The sequence below is a fragment of the Paractinoplanes durhamensis genome, assembly GCF_016862175.1.
Lineage (GTDB): Bacteria > Actinomycetota > Actinomycetes > Mycobacteriales > Micromonosporaceae > Actinoplanes > Actinoplanes durhamensis.
Genome location: NZ_BOML01000013.1, coordinates 66,581 through 85,098, shown reverse-complemented (window position 1 = coordinate 85,098; position 18,518 = coordinate 66,581). Strand labels below are relative to the sequence as shown.

At 71.5% G+C, this 18,518-nt stretch carries 15 protein-coding genes; 4 read left to right on the top strand and 11 right to left on the bottom strand.

Annotation, left to right across the window (positions count from 1 at the left end; all coding sequences use genetic code 11):
- Positions 1-2 precede the first annotated feature (2 nt).
- The 5 genes from Adu01nite_RS07100 to Adu01nite_RS07080 form a co-directional block, all read right to left on the bottom strand.
- On the bottom strand, positions 3-2,177 hold the full coding sequence (locus Adu01nite_RS07100) for a serine/threonine-protein kinase (protein ID WP_239132198.1): 2,175 nt from the start codon (positions 2,175-2,177) through the stop codon (positions 3-5).
- A complete protein-coding gene (locus Adu01nite_RS07095) occupies positions 2,174-3,358 on the bottom strand; it encodes a hypothetical protein (protein ID WP_203725721.1) in 1,185 nt (394 codons plus the stop codon). Before Adu01nite_RS07095 ends, Adu01nite_RS07100 begins: the two co-directional genes overlap by 4 nt.
- Positions 3,355-4,311 carry a glutamate ABC transporter substrate-binding protein gene (locus Adu01nite_RS07090; protein WP_203725720.1) on the bottom strand — a complete coding sequence of 319 codons (957 nt, stop codon included), beginning with the start codon at positions 4,309-4,311 and terminating at the stop codon, positions 3,355-3,357. Before Adu01nite_RS07090 ends, Adu01nite_RS07095 begins: the two co-directional genes overlap by 4 nt.
- On the bottom strand, positions 4,311-5,612 hold the full coding sequence (locus Adu01nite_RS07085; protein ID WP_239132197.1) for a GlnX family signal transduction membrane protein: 1,302 nt from the start codon (positions 5,610-5,612) through the stop codon (positions 4,311-4,313). Before Adu01nite_RS07085 ends, Adu01nite_RS07090 begins: the two co-directional genes overlap by 1 nt.
- A 142-nt stretch (positions 5,613-5,754) precedes the next feature.
- Positions 5,755-7,302, bottom strand: a complete 1,548-nt coding sequence (locus tag Adu01nite_RS07080; RefSeq protein ID WP_203725719.1) for a long-chain-fatty-acid--CoA ligase — start codon at positions 7,300-7,302, stop codon at positions 5,755-5,757.
- Positions 7,303-7,511: 209 nt separating this feature from the next.
- Between Adu01nite_RS07080 and Adu01nite_RS07075 the strand changes: the two genes are divergently transcribed.
- The 3 genes from Adu01nite_RS07075 to Adu01nite_RS07065 are packed head-to-tail and all read left to right on the top strand — an operon-like array spanning position 7,512 to position 10,470.
- On the top strand, positions 7,512-8,501 hold the full coding sequence (locus Adu01nite_RS07075) for an efflux RND transporter periplasmic adaptor subunit (protein WP_239132196.1): 990 nt from the start codon (positions 7,512-7,514) through the stop codon (positions 8,499-8,501).
- Positions 8,498-9,190, top strand: a complete 693-nt coding sequence (locus Adu01nite_RS07070) for an ABC transporter ATP-binding protein (RefSeq protein WP_203725718.1) — start codon at positions 8,498-8,500, stop codon at positions 9,188-9,190. The genes Adu01nite_RS07075 and Adu01nite_RS07070 overlap by 4 nt, the downstream gene beginning before the upstream one ends.
- Positions 9,187-10,470: an ABC transporter permease gene (locus Adu01nite_RS07065; RefSeq protein ID WP_203725717.1), complete on the top strand. Its 1,284-nt coding sequence runs from the start codon at positions 9,187-9,189 to the stop codon at positions 10,468-10,470. Before Adu01nite_RS07070 ends, Adu01nite_RS07065 begins: the two co-directional genes overlap by 4 nt.
- Positions 10,471-10,611: 141 nt before the next feature.
- Here Adu01nite_RS07065 and Adu01nite_RS47610 read toward each other — a convergent pair whose 3' ends face one another.
- From Adu01nite_RS47610 to Adu01nite_RS07035, 6 genes are read right to left on the bottom strand one after another with little or no spacing between them, the layout of a single operon-like run.
- On the bottom strand, positions 10,612-10,776 hold the full coding sequence (locus Adu01nite_RS47610) for a cellulose binding domain-containing protein (protein WP_307836579.1): 165 nt from the start codon (positions 10,774-10,776) through the stop codon (positions 10,612-10,614).
- Positions 10,777-10,801: 25 nt separating this feature from the next.
- Positions 10,802-12,007 (bottom strand): O-antigen ligase family protein, encoded by a 1,206-nt coding sequence (locus Adu01nite_RS07055; RefSeq protein ID WP_203725716.1) that lies wholly within the window; start codon positions 12,005-12,007, stop codon positions 10,802-10,804.
- 35 nt (positions 12,008-12,042) lie between these two features.
- Positions 12,043-13,347 (bottom strand): lipopolysaccharide biosynthesis protein, encoded by a 1,305-nt coding sequence (locus Adu01nite_RS07050; RefSeq protein WP_203725715.1) that lies wholly within the window; start codon positions 13,345-13,347, stop codon positions 12,043-12,045.
- A 4-nt stretch (positions 13,348-13,351) separates the two neighbouring features.
- Complete coding sequence (locus Adu01nite_RS07045; RefSeq protein WP_203725714.1) at positions 13,352-14,050, bottom strand: sugar transferase; 699 nt, start codon at positions 14,048-14,050, stop codon at positions 13,352-13,354.
- Positions 14,047-15,054, bottom strand: coding sequence for a glycosyltransferase family 2 protein (locus tag Adu01nite_RS07040; protein ID WP_203725713.1), 1,008 nt, complete (start codon positions 15,052-15,054; stop codon positions 14,047-14,049). The genes Adu01nite_RS07045 and Adu01nite_RS07040 overlap by 4 nt, the downstream gene beginning before the upstream one ends.
- Positions 15,051-16,475 (bottom strand): tyrosine-protein kinase domain-containing protein, encoded by a 1,425-nt coding sequence (locus Adu01nite_RS07035; RefSeq protein ID WP_239132195.1) that lies wholly within the window; start codon positions 16,473-16,475, stop codon positions 15,051-15,053. The genes Adu01nite_RS07040 and Adu01nite_RS07035 overlap by 4 nt, the downstream gene beginning before the upstream one ends.
- Before the next feature lie 150 nt (positions 16,476-16,625).
- Here Adu01nite_RS07035 and Adu01nite_RS07030 point away from each other — a divergent pair, with 150 nt between their 5' ends.
- Positions 16,626-18,440: a nucleoside-diphosphate sugar epimerase/dehydratase gene (locus tag Adu01nite_RS07030; protein ID WP_239132194.1), complete on the top strand. Its 1,815-nt coding sequence runs from the start codon at positions 16,626-16,628 to the stop codon at positions 18,438-18,440.
- Positions 18,441-18,518: the final 78 nt, after the last annotated feature.

Here is an 18,518-nt window from a genome sequence, read left to right as displayed (position 1 = left end):
GGTTACGTGCGCGTCCGGGGGCGGGACGCGTTGGCGAGATCGACCAGGCGGATCCGTTCCGGTCCATGGGCGGCCCGGGCCATCTCGCGGTAGGCGTTCTCCAGGGCGAAGCGGACGTCCCGTTCGCGGACCTCGCCGCTGCGGGTCGCGCCGAGCACGGCGGCCGGCAGCGCGCGGCCGCCGGTCACCGTCTGCAGGGCCTGTTCGAGCAACTCGGCGCGCAGAGCGGCGAGCTGGGCGGCCTCGATCTCCAGACGTTCGATGAGCGCGGCCGCGGCGGCCAGCGAGGTGACGTCGGCGGCGGCCGACGGGTGCGCCCGGACCAGCGCACGGACCGCGCCGACCTGCGAGCTGCGGTAGGCCGACGAGGTGCCGGGCACCCGGTTGTACGCCTCGACGGCGCCGCTGCGGTCGCCGGCGCCGAGGCGGCAGCGGGCCAGCCCGGCCGCCGCCGTGGTGTACGCCGGGTCGGTGCGGCTGACCACGTCGTAGTAGCCGGCCGCGCCCGGATCACCCGCGAGTTCGAGGGTGAGGCCGAGGGCGAGCTGCGGCGCGAGTTCGCCGGGCAGCGCCGAGTAGACCGCGTCGAACTGCTGACGGGCGTACTCAAATCGTTCTGTTGCCAGCGAGAGGAGCCCGTCGTACCAGGCGATCCGCCAGTCCGCGCCGTCGGTGCCGAGCAGCGCGTCGCGGGCTTCGACGGCCGGCCGGAAGTCGTTCTCCCGGACCCCGAGGTCGATGTGCGCGCGCAACGCCCGCAGCCGGACCTCGACGGTCTCCTCGGGCGCGTTCGCCAGCAGGGCGAGGACCTCGGCCGGGTCGGTGACGGTGACCGAGGCCAGGAACGCCGCCGACGGGTCGGTCAGGTCGATCATCGGGGTGGGCAGATCCTGCCAGCGGGGCAGGTCGGCCTTCAGGTCGGTGCGCAGCTCGCCGGTGAACAGCCGGGAGGTGGCCGGCCGCGGGTCGCCGTCGGTGGCCAGCACCTGGCGCAGGACGCCGAGCATCTGGTCGGTCATCTCGCCGGCGTCGATGAACCGGTCGGCCGAGTTGAGCATGGTGGCCCGCTGCAAGAGCCGGTAGAACGACTCGTACGTGCGGTAGACCTCGAACTCGCCGCGGTCCGGCAGGCTGTCCTTGTAGGTGGTCTGGTAGCCGCGGAAGTCGGTGGTGAGCACGGCCAGGGTGCGGCCGATGGTGAACAGGTCGGAGGCGATCGAAGGGCCCTCGGTGGCCATCTCCGGCGCCTGGTAGCCGACCGTGCCGTAGAGCGCCGCGTCCAGGTCGTCGATGTGCACGACGCCGCCGAGGTCGATCAGCTTCATCTGGTCGCCGGACTGGATCACGTTGTCCGGTTTGAAGTCGCAGAAGATCAGGCCACGGTCGTGCAGGTAGCCGAACGCCGGCATGATCTCCAGGACGAACGCCAGGGCCTGGTCGACCGGGAGCGGTTCGGGTCGCCGCTTCTTGAGCATGTCCTTGAGCGACTGGCCGCCGACATACTCCATGACGATGTAGCCGGCGCCCTCGTGCTCGACGAAGTTGTAGATCTTGACGATGTTCGGGTGTTCGACCTCGGCCAGGAAGCGCCGCTCGGCCACCGCGGCGGCCAGGGCGTCCTCGTCGCCGGAGTTGAGCAGGCCCTTGAGCACCACCCAGCGATCCGAGACGTTCTTGTCGACGGCCAGGTAGATCCAGCCGAGACCGCCGTGCGCGAGCGCGCCGACCACTTCATACTGCCCGCCGACCAGCTCGCCCTTGAGTAGCTTCGGGGTGAAGTTGAACTGCTCGCCGCAGGACGGGCAGAAGCCGGAGGCGCGCCCCTCGCGGTCGCCGCGGGACCGGCCGACCGGGTTGCCGCACTTGGCGCAGTAGCGCTTGTCCTCGGGCACCTCGGCCTTGGCCATCACGGCGGTGGCCGGGTCGGCGTGCACGATCGGCACGACGTCGACGAGACCGCCGCCGAAGCGGCGGCGCCGGGATCCGGTGCGGGAGCTGCCGGTCCGGCCGCTTCCGCCGGTACGGGTGGACAGCGCCGCCGTCCGTGATGACGGAGTGGTCGCCCCCGAGCGTTGCTGGGGCGTGGTGACCGGCTTGGCGCCGGCCACCGGCGCCATCCCGCATGTGTCGCAGTAGCCGTCCTCGATGGTGCCGGGACAGTCACGTTCGCACTTCATCGGCCTTCCCTCGCGATCGTGGCGGTGAGCGCATCCTGGTAGGCGTTGACGGCCACGCGGGCCGCGTCAAGATCACATGGTGCCGTATAGAGCCTCTCCCGGGCCGCGGTGGCCAGCGGGGTCAGCTCCGCATCTTCGCCGAGGCCCCGGCGCAGGGCCTTGGCCTGGTAGGCGTCGAGCCGCCCGCGCAGCTCGTTGCGGGTGCCGAGCAGGCCGGCGTTGTGCGCGGCGGCGGTCTGCAGCGCGGCCAGGCGTTCCCGGGCGCGGCGCGCCCAGTCGGCCAGTTTCGGGCTGATCAGCGGCCAGTGCCCGGCCGCGGCGAGCGCGTCGATGGCCGCCAGGTCGGGGCGCAGGTCGGCCCCGCGTACGGAAAGAATGTCCTGCTCCCGGAAGCGGTCCGCGGCGGCCTGCGCCGCGGCGTCCGCCGCATGCTGCGCCTCGGTGAGCTGGGTGGCCAGGGCGCGGGCGTCGGCGAGCCGCTGGGTGAGGGCCTCCCGCAGCTCGGCGGCCGAGGTGCGCTCGGCGTCGGCCCGGCTGATCAGGGCGCGGACCGCGTCGAGGTCGGCGCCGTTGACGCCGAGCGGGTCGGTGGCCAGCTGGGCGGTGAACGCACCGAGCCGGCGGTCGGCCGCGTCGATGGTGGCGGTGGCACCGCCCGCCTGCCGGGTCAGCGCGCGCACGGTGTCGATGCTCGCGGCCGCGTCGGCGGCGGCCGGCAGCAGCTTCTGCCAGGCGTCGCCGGCCTCGGTGGCGACGGTGACCGCGATCGTGAATGCGGCCTCCATCGCCGACAGCAGCTCGGCGGGGGAGCAGGTGCTGTGCACCTGACTGGTGCCGAGCAGCCCGCGCTGGGCGAGCGGCACGATCGTGGTGGACAGCGTGATCGACCGCCCGAGCACCTGATGGGCGAACGCGGCCCGGTCGGTGTCGCTTAGTCTGCGCTGGTCGCGCTTCTGCCGCGCGCTGGTGGTGAGCTCGGTGAGCATCCGGTACCCGTCCCACAGCTGGGTCAGGGCGTCGGTGGCATCGGCCCACTTCGCGGCGGTCTGTCCGCTCAGTTTCGTCTTGTCGAGGTCTTTGCGGGCCGGGTTGTCGTCGAGGTCGACCAGGTTGGCGGCGATCGTGGTCAGGGCGGTCTCGAGGCGGAGCAGCTCGGCGTCGGCCGGCGCGATGTCGGTCATTGGTACTGCGCCGCCGGCGGCTTGGGCGCCGCGCCGAACGAGCCCAGCCACTTGTTGTAGGTGGCCGTCCAGGTGCCGTTTGCGCGGTTCTTCTCGAGGACCGCGTTGACGAACCGGGTGAACTCGGGATGCTGCTTGGACATCGCCATCCCGTACGGCTCCTGGGTGAACTTCGGGCCGACCACCTTCGCGTACGGGTCCTGGGCGGCCATGCCGGCCAGGATCGTGTCGTCGGTGGAGACGCCCTCGACCTCGTTCTGCTGGAAGGCCACCAGGCAGTCGCCGAACGCCGGCTTCGCGACGGCGATCGGTTTGGTGCTGACCAGACCGATATTGACGTACGACGTGGAGCCGGCGGCCGCGCACACCTTCTTGCCGCCGAGGTCCTCGATCTTGGTCGCCTTCGAGTCCTTCGACACGAGAACGCGCTGGCCGGCCTCGTAGTAGATGGTGGAGAAGTTGACGTCCTTCCACCGGGCGCAGTTGGCGGTCATGGTGTCGGCCACGATGTCGACGCCGTTGTTCTCGGTGCCGTCCATGACCGAGCTGACCCGCTTGTCGTACGCAATAACTTTGATCTGCAGTTTGTCGGGATCGCCGAAGATGGCCTCGGCGATCTGCCGGCCCATGTCCACGTCGAAGCCCTCGACCTTGCCGGTGAACGGGTTGCGCGAGGAGAACAGCAGGGTGTCCTGGCTGGTGCCGAGGACGAGCCGGCCGGCCTTCTGGATCTGCGCCATCAGGCTGCCGGCCGGCATCTTGCCCGGCGCCGGCAGCGCACCGGCCGGTGCGAGGCTGGCGCGCGGGTTGCAGGATGTGTCGGCCGGGGCCGCGGAGGTGGCGTCGGGCACCGGCGAGCCGGAGACGACCGGCAACGGCGACGCATCGCCGCTGCATGCGGCGAGGGTGAGCAGCAACGCGGCGGCGGTGAGCTTCCCGAGGGTACGGATCATCAGCGGTACTCCTCGAGACGGGCCCGGATGCCGGCGAACGCGAGCCCGCAGATGGCCAGGGCGGCGAGCGGGCCGAGGATCATGAGCAGGCCGAGCCCGTTGCCGGCCGCCCCGATCTCGTCGGTGAACGCCGCCTTACGCTCGTCGAGGGCGGTGCCGATGTCGGTGGTGACCTGCTCGAACGCGGCCGTCGTGTCCTTGCCGATGGCCAGCGCGACGGCGCCGTCGTAGTCGCCGATCTTCTCGTCGAGGTCGCGGATCTTCTGGTGGGCATCGGCGTAGGTGGTGTAGCTCGCCGCGGTGCTGCTCGGCAGGTATTCGTTGGTCAGCGCGTCGGCCAGCAGCGGATTGTTCTCCTGCCAGCGTTTCTCCGGCTCGTCGCTGCTGCCGTGCAGGGCGAGCGTGAGCGCCTCGTCGCCGCGCTCCTCGAGGGCGAGGATGCGGGCGTCGGCGAGCTCGGCGACCGGGGTGGAGCCGGTGTCGCCGGCCCGGTCGAGGTGCCGGCCCTGGCCGATGAAGACCGTCGCGGTGCCCAGGCCGAGCAGCACGGTCAGGATCGTGGCGGCCAGCAGCGGGACGTTGAAGGTGCGGTGGGTGTGCCGGCTCAGGTAGCGCTGGGCCAGCAGCAGCGCGCCGAGCAGCAGCAGGATGGCGAGCCCGGCGACGGTGACCCACCAGCTACTCGCGGCGCTGCGGTAGCCGTCCTCGACCTCCTGCTGGGCCATGTCGAACAGCTTCTTCGCCTCCGGGAGCAGCGTCTCCCGGTTGAGCGTGGACGCCGACGACAGGTAGGACGACCCGACCGGCAGGCCCTGGCGGTTGTCGGCCCGGGCGGTGGCGACCAGCGCCGTGTAGCGGGCCACGCCGTTGGACAGCGCCTCGACCGACGCGGCCGCCTCGCTGCCGGCCGGGGTGAGCCGGGCCGCCTCGGCGAGCGCGGTGGTGGCCTGGGTCAGCCGGGTGTTGTAGCGGTCGGTGAGGGCGGCCGGCTCCAGGCCGCCGGCCAGGAACGCCTGGGCGGCGGTGGTGTCGGCGTCGGCCAGACCGGAATAGATCGCCTCGGCCTGCACCAGCAGCGGTTGAGCGCGGTCGCCGAGGTCGGCGGTGCCGGAGCGGGCGGAGGCGGCGGTCAGCCCGGCGACGAGGCCGGCGAGCAGGCCGGCCGCGACCAGGGCGGCCAGGATCAGCTGAAGCCGCCCGGGCGTCGTGCGCCGCAGACTCCTCAGCCGCTGGAAGGCGCTGCCTTCCCCCGTTGTGACCTGCTCACCCGGCGCGGGCCGGGCCACCAAGGCTGTGCTCAAGCTTCCTCCGTCGGGCCGGGCGGCTGCCCGTCCTACTGTGCGGTATCCGTGCAAGTGATCATCGGCTGCTTCCGAGGTCGCCGAGTCTAGTTACGGTGAGCGCCCGGCGGGGTCCCCCGCCGGGCGCCTCTTCGACCGTTTTTCAGCTGAGGGCGCGTTTCAGGAGTTTTCCGGTGGCGGTCATCGGCAGCGAGTCGACGATGGCGACCACGCGCGGGTATTTGTAGGCCGCCATCTGCTCCTTGCTCCAGGCGACGATCTCGTCCCCGGTGGCGGTCGCGCCGTCCTTGAGGATCACGAACGCCTTGACCTCCTCGCCGTGGCTCGGGTGCGGCACGCCGATGACCGCGGCCAGTGACACCGCCTCGTGGGTCATCAGGACCTCCTCGATCTCCCGCGGGTAGACGTTGAAGCCACCCCGGATGATCATGTCCTTCGCCCGGTCGACGATGTAGAAGAACCCGTCCTTGTCACGCCGGCCCAGGTCACCGCTGCGGAACCAGCCGTCCTTGATGACCTCGGCGGTCGCCTCCGGCCGGCCGTAGTAGCCGCGCATGATGTTGTGGCCGCGGATGGCGATCTCGCCGATCTCGTCGACGCCGTCGATCGTGTTCCACTGCTCGTCGATCAGCTTCACCTCGACGCCCCAGATCGGGATGCCGATCGAGCCGGGCCGGGGGTCGCTGTTCGGGTCGCTGAAGGTGGCGACCGGCGAGGTCTCGGACAATCCGTACCCCTCGAGGATGGTCACCCCGAAGCGTTCCTTGACCGCCTTGATGATCTCCACCGGCAGGCTGGAGCCGCCGGAGACGGCGACCCGCATGTTCGCCGCGATCCGCTCGACGTCGACGCCCTCGGTCAGCGCGTTGAGCAGCCCCCAGTACATGGTGGGGACGCCGGCGAAGAACGTGACGCTCTCCGACTGGAGCAGCTCGACGGCGGCGGCCGCGTCGAACCGGGGGAGCAGCACCAGGGTCGACGCGGTGGCGAAGCCGGCGTTCATGTTGACGGTCGAGCCGAACGAGTGGAACAGCGGCAGGACCAGCAGGTGGGTGTCGTTGCCCGGTTTGCTCTGGAACAGCCGGTTGCAGGTCAGCGCGTTGAGGACCAGGTTGGAGTGGCTCAGCTCGGCGCCCTTGGCCTGCCCGGTGGTGCCGCTGGTGTAGAGGATGACGGCCGGGTCGGTCTCCGGCAGCAGGACCGCCTCGAACACCGGCGCCTTACCGGCCAGGGCCGAGCCGAGCGTCTCGGTGCCCTCGATCGGTGACGCGGCGGCCGGGTCGGCGGTGACCAGGAAGAAGTGCTCGCACCCGTCGGCCTGCCCGAACCCGGTGAACCCCTCGGTGCCCATCGGCAGGTCGGGGGTGCCCTGGAAGCAGAAATACGCCTTGGCCTCGGAGTCGGCCAGGTGGTAGGCGATCTCCCGGCCCTTGAGCAGCACGTTCAGCGGGACGACGACGGCGCCGGCCTTGAGGATGCCGTAGTAGATCACCGGGAAGTACGGAAGGTTCGGGCAGGAGAGCGCGACCTTGTCGCCGGGCCGGATGCCCCGCTCGACGAGAAGGTTGGCCACCTGGTTGGCGGCCGCGTTCACCTGGGCGTAGTTGAGTCGCTGCTCGCCGAGAACGACCGCCGCCCGCTCCGGATAGTTGCGAGCGCTGTCCTCCAGCAAGATGGAGAGATTGAGCATGCGTCGTTCCCTTTCATGATCGGGGTGTGGCCCCGGTCTCATTCGAGCACGCCAACCCTCCCCGAAGAACCCTCCGTTTCGTTGTTGTTTCACGTTCGGTGCCGTCCGCCGCCCGATTTGCATGATCACGGTAGCCTCGCGTCGGCCGCGCCGGATCGGGGATGATCACTGTCTTCGGCCGGCTTTTCGCACGCGCCGGAGGGATTTCCGTGGACCGAAGCAGGCTTGCCCGACTGGCGGTGATGCTGGCAGCAGGCGCCGTGCTGTGCGGGTGCAGCTCCTCCGGGGAGAAGGCCGAGACGCCCGGTCTCCAGGCGCGTGGGACCGTCCTGACCACGGTGAAACCGACCCGGCAGGACCTGACCAACCAGATCAGCCTGGCCGGCAAGGTCACCATCAACCCGGTGTTCGGCATCGTCGCGCCGGTCGACGGCGAGCTGCGGTACGTGGACCGGCAGCCGTCGAAGACCGCGGCGACCCGGCCGATGTGGGTGGCGTCGGTGTGGGACGACGGGGTGCCGCGCCGGGTGGAGATCCCGAAGGACTCGATCCTGGCCGGCCGGCTCATGGACGACCGGTCGGACGTGACCGCCGGGATGCCGGTCATCTCGGCCCGGTACGCCGGCTACGGCATCGTCGCCGACATCGACAGCGCCCAGGCCTACCGGATCGCCGGCGCGGTGAAGACCGTGCGCGGCCAGATCACCAACGGGCCGGGCCCGTTCGAGTGCACCGCCCTCGGCACGATCGCCGCGCTGCCGGCCGGCACCATCCCGGAGCCGCCCGCGCCGACCGCGACCCCGGGCACCGCGGCGTCCGATGCCCCGGGTCCGATCGCCACCGGGGACGCCCCGGCTCCCGGGTCCGAGCCGACCGGCCTGCAGCTGGTCTGCACCGCGCCCGACGAGGTCAAACTGATCAACGGCGCGTCGGTCACCCTCGACGTGGTCACCGCCAAGGCGTCGAAGGTGCTGGTGCTGCCGGTCGAGGCGGTGGCCGGCATCCAGGGGAAGGGCAAGGTCGACGTGGTCGGCGAGGACCGCACCCGCAAGACCGTCGACGTCACCCTCGGCCTGACCGACGGCAAGGTGGTGGAGATCCGCACGGGCCTGCGCGGCGACGAGACCATCGCGATCCCCGGCCCCGACCTGCCCACCGCGGCCCCCGGCGAGCAGGGCCAGCCCGGCGGTAAGGGATGAGCGACCCGCTGATCCGGCTCACCGGCATCACCAAGGTGCTCAAGGGCCAGCAGGAGCCGCGGACCATCCTCGACGGGGTGGACCTGAGCGTGGACGCCGGCGAGAGCGTCGCCATCGTCGGCCGGTCGGGCTCCGGCAAGAGCACCCTGCTCAGCGTGATCGGCCTGTTCGACCGGGCCGACACCGGGACGTACGAGCTGGACGGCGTGGACATCAGCCGGGTGCCGGAGCGGCGCGCGGCCAAACTGCGCAGCTCGCACTTCGGGTTCGTGTTCCAGCGGTTCTTCCTGCTCAAGCACCTGACGGCGGCGCAGAACGTGGCGATGGCGCTGGTCAACGGCCAGGGCTGGCTGCCCCGCCGGGAACGCCGGGCCCGCGTCATGGAGGCCCTCGATCTGGTCGGCATCGCGCACCTCGCGAAGAACCGGCCGGCCCGGATGTCCGGTGGTGAGCAGCAGCGGGTGGCGATCGCCCGGGCCCTGGTCCGCCGGCCGCGCGTCCTGCTCGCCGACGAACCCACCGGCGCCCTCGACACCGAGACCGGCGCCCTGGTCATCGACGCGCTGCTGGCGGCGACCACCCGCGGCTGCGGCCTGATCCTGGTCACCCACGACCGGGACCACGCCGCCCGGATGGGCCGGATCCTCGACCTGGACGCCGGCGTGCTCACCGAGCGGGTGCCGGCATGAGAAGGTTCTCCGGCCGGTTCCGCTCCTCGCTGATCATCGGCCTGCAGGGCATCCGGGCGCGGAAACTGCGCACCCTGCTGTCCATGGTGAGCCTGTTCCTCGGGGTGTCCGCGGTGGTGGTCGTGGAGGCCGGCGCCAGCATCGCCGAGCGTGCGCTGATCGCCGACCTGGAGCTCACCGACGGCATCGACGGCACCCGGATCCTCGACATGCCGCCCAACGACAAGGCCGCCGACATCATCGTCAGCACGGTGAAGGGCCGCACCGACGCGGTGGGCGCGCTGTCCGTCTCCGGCATCGTCGGCGAGCCCGGCGTCCGGCCGGTCAACGAGGGCGGCTCCCCGATCGACCAGAACTGGGGCGGCGGCGCGATGATCTGCTCGTCCGACGGCCGCTGCGTCGAGGACACCAGCCGGCCCAAGGGCGAGGCGATCGAGGTCCGGCTGACCGCGCTGACCGGCGACATCCGGGTGTTCCGCCCGTTCACCCAGGTGTCCGGCCGCTGGCTCGACTTCGCCACGATGCCCTCGATGGCGCCGCACCTGGTGCTCAACCGGGAGGCCGCGAAAGGCTTCGAACGCCACCACGTCCCGGCCGAGATGCGGGTGGCCGGCGCGACCGCCAACCTGACCCCGCAGTTCGTCGGCGTGGTCGACGACGGCGACGTGCGGCCGAGCGCCTACGTCCGGCTCGACGAGCTCGCCAACTGGCTGCCCGCTTCCGGCCTCGGCAACCCCAACGGCGGCGCCGAGGTACGCGTCATGCTGGCCCCCTCCTCGCCGGTCGAGCAGGTGCTGACCACCAAGCTGCGCGGGGCGGGCGTGGAGACCTACGTGTCCACCATCGAGTCCCGCAAGCACCGCCAGAAGGAGCTGACGCTGATGCGCCTGATCTTCTTCTCGATGGCCGGCCTGGTCCTGCTCATCGGCGTGGCCGGCATCCTCAACGTCGGCCTGGCCACCGTCGGCGAGCGGATCGAGGAGTTCGCCCTGCGCCGCGCGGTCGGCACCCCACGCATGCTGCTGGCCGGCATCGTCCTGGCCGAAACATTGCTGACCGGCCTGCTCACAGCGGCCGCCGCGATCGGCGTGTGCATAGCCGGCCTCAAGGTGGTGACCATGGTCGTCGGCGATTCCCAGCCCCTGCTGCACAACGTGCAGTTCCCGTGGGAGGCAGGCGTGGCCGGCATCATCGCGGGCCTGGTCGCCGGCATCCTGGGCGGTTTCGTCCCGGCCCTGCGAGCGGCCGGAATCCCGATCGCCACGGTGATGCGCGCGTAGGCCGTTACCCACCGCCGCACGCGAAAGTGGCGCAACGGCCTTGGCCACGCAGGTGGCCGGCCGTGCGCCACGGGACTTCTGCTACGTCGTATCCATGAAAAAAGCCGGCCCCGGCAATCGCCGAGACCGGTTTTCCGTGCTTCAGCTGCAGGTGGCGCCGTTGAGGGTGAAGCCCGTTGGGGCTGTGTTGTTTCCCGTGTGGTTGGCCTGGAAGCCGATCGTGGTCGAGCCGCCCGGTGGGAGGGAGGCGCTGCTGCCGCCGGGGGTGGTGGGAGGACGGCCCGGGGACGGGGCCGCGAGGGACACGAATCGACGCCGTGGGTGGGGACGCTCATCGATGGATGGAGTATTGGCCCGGCGGTGGCGGCGCGTCAACAACTTCCGAAGTCGAGCCGAAACTCTCGGGATGGGCAGCGGCCAGCAGGAAGAAGATCCACATCAGGCGGTGGTCGTAGTAGTCGCCGGAGAAGAAGCTCGCGATGAGGATGAAGATGCCGGAGTACGAGGCCGCGCGGCTCGGCAGCGACCGCTGCTTCTTCGGGACCCGGGCGTATTCGTGGCGCAGCGCCCACAGCGCGACCAGCAGGATGATCAGGCCGACCGCGCCGCCCTCGGCCGCCACCGCGAGCGGCAGGTTGTGCACGTATTTCTCGCCGGGGCCGAGGTTGGTGATCGCGTAGAAGCCGTGCACGCCGACGCCGAAGATCGGGCTCTCCACGAACAGCCCGAGGCCCTTCTCGTAGAGGACGTCGCGGTCGGAGGTGTTGCGCTGCTGGATGGTGCCGGCCAGGAAGCGGTTGTTGATCAGGAACATGATCTGGTCGCCGAAGAGCAGCCACACCACCGCGCCGACCATCGGGATCGCCGCGAGGGGCTTGATCGCGCCGTGCCGCTTCATGAACCGGCCGAGGCTGCGGACGGCGATCAGGAAGATCCCGCCGAACGCGACCAGGCCGCCCCGGGAGCCGGACGCGATCGCGCCGACCAGGAAGAGCGGGGCGGCGGCCAGCCAGGCGAATCTGCCGCCGCTGCGGAAGTAGAAGTAGGCGGCCGCGACCATGCCGAGCACCATCACCCGGACGTAGACGTTGGGGCCGCCGCCGAACGCGGTCCAGCGGCCGGCCGCGGTGGCGCCGTGCCCGGACGCCGAGTAGAGGAAGTACAGCCAGGCGGCCACGTACTGGCAGTACATGGTCACCACGATGACCCGGTCGCGGTCCCATTCGGCGAGGGCGGTGTAGACGACGACCAGCACCACCATGGCGACCAGGTCGCCGACGACGTCGTTGATGACCGCGTTGCGCGGCGCCCACACCGCGGACAGGATCTGGTAGCCGAACAGCAGCAGCACCGGCTGCAGGGTGCGCCGGGCCGGGCCGGAGTGCAGCGGGTTCACCCCGGCGTGGTGCACCTCGAGCACGAACGCCATCAGCACGGCCGAGAAGAACAGCACGCGTACGTCGTTGAGGACCGGCACCGACATGCCGATCCGGGTGAGCGTGAAGTGGCCGGCCAGGGTGGCGACGAAGGGGGCCACGATGATCACCGGGCTGGGCCTGGGTTTCCGGGCTTTCACGGCGCCGAGATCCGGGCCGGGGACGGGATGGCGTGCACGAGGGCGACGTACGAGCAGGCGGCGAGCAGGATGGCGGCGGCACCGAAGCCGGCCAGGGCGGCCGGCCAGGGCGGCATCAGCAGGCCGGCGACCACGGTGACCGCGATCTCGGCGGCCAGGCAGCCGACCAGCAGCCAGGTGGTCACCGGCGCCTCCCGCAGGGCGTCGATCGACGGGCGGGCCGCGTAGAACATGGCCAGCGGGATCGCCACCGGCACGCCGAAGCGGACCACGTCGTCGCCGCCCGAGAACTCGGCGCCGAGGAACCAGTGCAGCACCGGCGTCGCCGCGACCACCAGCACCAGGCTGATCAGGGCGGCGACGGTGGCGGCCGCGAACGGCAGCAGCCGCAGCCCGCGGGCCAGCTCGGCGCCGAAGCCGCGGCCGGCCGCCCTGGTGGCGTCGGCGTGGCCGCTGAGCCGGGGCAGCAGGACCGGCGAGAGCATCCCGAAGATCGAGCAGATCAGCGTGATCGTCGAGGTGGTGAAGCCGATGTAGCCGGCCTCGGCGGCGCTGCGGGACATGCCGGCCACGTAGAACGTCGGGAACGCGAACATGGCGGGCAGCGCGATGTCGCCGGGGGTGCGGCGCAGGCCGTAGCGGACCAGGACCCGCAGCGGCGGCGCGGGCTTGGGGGTGGCCGGCAGCCGCTCGGCGTCGCGCGGCCCGGCCTGGCCGATCACCCACCAGGCCAGGGCGGCCATCGCGGCGCCCTGCAGGATCAGGAAGACGTCGATCCGCCGGGTCACCGCGAACGCGAGCACCGGCAGGACGCCGTAGCCGGCCAGCGACGCGAGGTTGGACCGGCCCGCCTCGCCGCTGCCGCGCAGGGCCGCGACCGCGACGGTGAGCAGGCAGTTCCCGGCGGTCATCACCATCACGGCGCGGACCTCGGCGCCGCCGCCGATGTGGAACAGCCGGCCCAGGCCGTCGGCGAACGCGATGGTGAGCAGCCCGATGACGTTCAGCGCCCCCACCTCCAGCAGGAAGGCCTGCCGGGCGAGCACCCGGACCCGGCGCCCGGCCCGCGGGAGATACCGGTGCAGGGCGGGCACCATGCCGAAGATGGCCAGCGGCTGCACGGTGGAGACCACGCCGCGGGCGATCTGGTAGTAGGCGAAGCCGGCCACCCCGGCGCGGCCGGCGACGAGGTGGAACAGCAGCAGGCCGGAGGCGAGCGTCAGCCAGTGGGCGAGGGACGTGGCGAGGTAGTCCCGCCGCACCTTGGAGGGAACGCGGGCCAGGAGGCGGAGCGACGGCACGATGTCAGGCGCGGGCCCGGACCGAGGTCACCATGCGCTGCAGCAGTTCGTCGGTGCGCCGGTACCGCAGCAGGGCCAGCGCGGTCAGGCCGAGGATGCCGAGGTCGACGGCGTAGCTGCGGTGCCGCAGGTAGGCCATCGCCAGGTCCATCTTGCCGGGCCGGATGAGCTCGAAGTACGCGGCGTGCGGGTCGGCCCGGCCCTCGATGAGCAGGTCCTGGCTGCGGTAGCGGATGGACGACCAGTCGGTGATGCCGGGCCGCACGTCGAGCAGGTGGCGCTGGTCGTCGTCGTACTGGTCGGCGTCCCACACCGTCGGCGGCCGCGGGCCGACCAGGCTCATGTCGCCGCGCAGCACGTTGACCAGTTGCGGGAGCTCGTCGAGTTTCCACCGGCGCAGGAACCGCCCGGAGCTGGTCAGGCTCGGGTCGTCGCCGGGGGTGACGTGCAGGCCGAGCTGGTCGGCGCCGACCGCCATGGTGCGGAACTTGAAGATGTGGAAGGTCCGGCCGCCGCGCCCGACCCGCAGTCCGCGGAAGATCACCGGTCCGCCGTCGTCGCGATGGACCCGCCAGGCGATGGCGGCCCCGAGCGGCGCGGCGACCACGATGGCGGCGGCGGACACGACGACGTCGGTGGCGCGTTTGGCCGCGTCGTACATCGGCGTGGCGGGCGCGACGGCTCCCCTGATTTTCGTCTTCATCGCCGGCCGGCCGGATCGAGGATGCCGACCGCGGAACCGACGCCGTAGGCGACATGCGTCGCGAAGAAGACCACCGGCATGGCGACGAGCAGCCGCGGATCACCCTCCCGCTTCGCCACCCGGGCGGAGGAGATCAAAACCATGCTTGCGTACGTTCCGACAACCGTGCCCGCCACCTGGCGTACGAGCTTGGAGTGCGGTCCGAGGACGGCGGCACCCGCGAGTCCGGCCACGAAGCCCAGCGGCACGCAGTTGCGCCACGACCCGATCCACCGGCCGACGGTGCGGCTGCCCCGGAACGCCCAGTACGCCGACCGGTAGGTCCAGGTGACGAACTCGCGCCAGTCGCCGCGCGGGTAGTACGTGCAGATGATGTCCGGGATCAGCAGGATCTTCCCGCCGGCGGCCCGCAGCCGCTGGTTGAGCTCCAGGTCCTGGGTGCGGTCGAGGCGCTCGTCGAACAGGCCGATCCGGTCGAAGACGTCCCGCCGGTAGCAGCCGCCGAAGACGGTGTCGACCCACTTGGGCCCGGACGCGCCGATCCGGTACTTCGCGTTGCCGGCCGCCAGGGGGTGCGTGTTGGCGAGCGAGATTGCCCGGCTCAACAGCTTCTCGTCGCGCGGTTCGGCCCGGCGGACGCCGCCGACGTTGTCCGCCTCCGGGTGCGCGACCAGCCCCTGGACGCATTGGCGCAGGTAGTCGTTCTGGTAGACGGCGTGCACGTCGAGCCGGATGATGACGTCGCCGCGGGCCTCCAGGATGCCGAGGTTGAGGGCGACCGGCTTGCTGTGCCCAGGGTTGTCGACCAGGTGCAGGCGCGGCTCACGCTCGGCGTACCTCGCCACGATCTCCCGGGTGCCGTCGTCGCTCATCCCGTCGACCAGCAGGATCTCCATGCGGTCCGGCGGGTAGTCGTTGGCCAGCACCGAGTCGAGGAACGCCGCGACGAACCCGGCCTCGTTCCAGCACGGGATCACCACACTGAGGAAGGGCAATCCGGTCATAGCGCTCCGCTCAGGGCGATGGCGTTCCAGCCGCCCGGCCGGGGCGCGGGCGGCAGCGGCGGGCCGGTCGTGTCGGCGCTGGTGGGCAGGCCGATCCGGCGGCGGGGCGCGGCGACCATGTTGAACACCGGGCCGAGCAGCCGGGCATCGACCGCGGCGAGGGCGCGGACGGCCGCGGTGACCTGCGCGGCGGTGGTCTTGCGGGCGCGCACCAGTAGCAGCGCGCCGTCGGCCCGGGCGGCGACCACCGCGCCGTCGGTGACCGGCAGCAGCGGCGGCGAATCAAAAATGATCTTGTCGAAGCGGTCGCGCAGCTCGGCGATCAGCTCCTCCATCCTGGCCGAGCCGAGCAGCTCGCTCGGATTCGGCGGCCGGTGCCCGCTGGCCAGCAGCCACAGCCCGGACCCCCACGGCTGCAGCACCTGGTCGAGCGAGGCCGCGCCGACCAGCACCGTGGTCAGCCCGGCCGAACCCTCCCGGCCCAGGAACGCGGCGAGGCGGGGGCGGCGCAGCTCGGCGTCGACGATCAGCACCCGCTGGCCGGCCTCGGCGAACAGGATCGCCAGCCCGCACGCGGTCGACGAGCGGCCCTCGCCGGGCATCGCGCTGGTCACCGCGAGGATCTTCACCGGGTGGTCGCGGTCGGCGAACTGGACGTTGGTGCGCAGCTGGCGCAGCGCCTCGGCGCGGGCCGACCGGCTGTCCGAGACGAACGGGCCGCTGTCCTTGGCTCGCAGCTTCCGGCGGACCCTGCGGTCGATCGGGATCAGGGCCAGCACCGGCAGGCCGGTCAGACCGGGCAGCACCCCGGCGACCCGCAGCGAGCTGTCGCACACCTCGCGGATCACCCCGGCGGCCGCGCCGACGAGCAGGCCGACCGCGACGGCGAGGGCGTCGTTGTGCAGCGGGCGCGGCGACACCGGGTCGGGGTCGAGCAGCACCGGCTGGACGATCTCCACCACCACCGCCGGACCGGCCGCCGCGGTGCGTTTCTCGAGTACCTGAACGAGTGGCGGGAATCGCTTGACGAGCACGTCGGCGATTTTCTCGGCGCGGCTCGGCATAGTGTCGGTGACCGTTACCGTCAGCAATACGCTGCCGCTGTCGACGGTGACCGTAATTCTTTCCTCGATATCGTCGAGGCTCAGCCCGGTATTGGTCGACGCGGCGATTTCCTTGAGCATCTGCTCGCCGGTCAGCAACTCGGTGTAGGTCTTCAGCCGGGCCGCCACGAACATCGATCCCTCGAGCACCGACGACTCCCCGTCCCGCGCGCTGGACAGGAAGAACACGGCCGACGCCGCGTACTCCGGGGTGGTCTTCTTATTGATCACCTGGGTGACGCCGAGCGCGACGAACACCATGATGGCGACCACCCACCATTGCCTCTGTACCACCCGGAGGTAGTCGCGTATCTCCACGCAAGCTCCTCCCGTCCGCCGCGTCTCACGATCAAACTAGGCTCCCGGCCAGCGGTGTGCGGCGATATCCCAAACTTCTTCCGGGGGACAACAGGTCGATTACGCTTATTTTTCGGTAGCGGGCAGTAAATGAGCGCGGGAGGTGCACCCGTGGCCGATGTGACAACGGTGGCGCCGCGCTTTCCCCGATGGGTGGCGGCGCCCGCCGTCGACTGCCTCGCGTGGGTCACCGGTCTCTACGGCGCGATTCTGGCCCGCTACGAGTACGGCCTCGAACTGCGGCACCTGGCGGCCCTCGCCCCGGTGCTGATCGTCGCCGTCGCCGTGCAGGTCACCGCCGGGCAGCTGCTGTTCCTCTACCGCGGCCGGTACGCCTACGGCTCGATCGAGGAGGTCCGGGTCCTCATCCGGATCGCCCTGCTCGACGTCGTGGTGCTGCTCCTGGCCGACATGTGGGCGCGCGACCAGGCGGTCCCGGCCGGGGCGCCGGTGGTCGGCGGGCTGGCCGCGCTCGTCCTCATGCTCGGCTGCCGGCTCGTCTGGCGGCTGCGCGAGCTGGCCCGCTCCCGGCCGGACGCGCGGGTCGCCGCCCGGGTGCTGGTCTTCGGGGCCGGTTCGGCCGGCCGCCATCTGCTGCAGTCGATGCTCACCGACCCCAAGGGGCGGTACCTGCCGATCGGCGTGGTCGACGACGATCCGGGCAAACGGCGGCTGCACCTCAGCGGCGTACCCGTGCTGGGAAGCCGTTCGGACATCCCGGCGCTGGTGGAACGCACCGGCGTGACCACCGTGGTCTTTGCCGTGTCGAACGCCGAGGCCGAGCTGGTCCGGGCGATCCGCGACATCACCACCGGCGCCGGGGCCCGGTTCCTGCTCGTGCCGTCGGTCGCCGAACTGCTCGACCACGACCTCGGCCTGCGGGACCTGCGCGAGGCCGACGTCACCGACCTGCTCGGCCGGCACCAGATCGACACCGACCTCGACTCGATCGCCGGCTACCTGACCGGCAAGCGGGTCCTGGTCACCGGCGCGGGCGGGTCGATCGGCTCCGAGCTGTGCCGGCAGATCCACCGCTTCGAGCCGGCCGAGCTGATCATGCTGGACCGCGACGAGTCGGCGCTGCAGGCCGTCCTGCTGTCGCTCGACCCGCAGGCGCAGCTCACCGATCCGTCCCTGGTCCTCGCGTCGGTCCGGGACGCCGAGCGGATGCGGCAGATCTTCCGCACCCGGCAGCCGCAGGTGGTGTTCCACGCGGCGGCGCTCAAGCACCTGTCGCTGCTGCAGCGCTACCCGGCCGAGGCGGTGAAGACCAACATCTGGGGCACCCTCGCGGTGCTCGAGGCGGCCGGCGAGGTGGAGCGGTTCGTGAACATCTCCACCGACAAGGCCGCCGATCCGGCCAGCGTGCTCGGCTACGCCAAACGCATCACCGAGCGGCTCACCGCCTGCCAGGCGCGGCGCAGCCCGGGAGCGTTCTTGAGCGTACGGTTCGGGAACGTTCTCGGCAGCCGCGGCTCGGTGCTCACCACGTTCGCCGCGCAGATCGCCGCCGGCGGGCCGATCACCGTGACCGACCCGGACGTGACCCGGTACCTGATGACCATCCAGGAAGCCGTGCACCTGGTCATCCAGGCCGCCGCGATCGGCCGGGACGGGGAGGCCCTGGTGCTGGAGATGGGCGAGCCGGTGCGGATCGCCGAGCTCGCCCGGCAGATGATCCAGCTCGCGCCCCGGCCCGTGGAGATCACCTACACCGGGCTGCGGCCGGGGGAGAAGCTGGCCGAGGTGCTGTTCGGGGCGGGGGAGATCGACCGGCGGCCGTTCCACCCGCTCATCTCGCACGTCGAGGTGCCGCCGCTGGACCCGGCGCTGGTGCTCGACCTGGACGTCGACGCCGAGCCGGCGTCACTGGCCGCCGCATTGTCCGGCCTGTGCGCCTCTGTTCGGTCGGCGAGGGCCGCGTGAACGGTCGTGCTGCGGGCGAGGCCGGTCGCGGCAACCACCTTGCCTCGCCCGCAGCACTTCCGGACCGGGCGCCGTAGC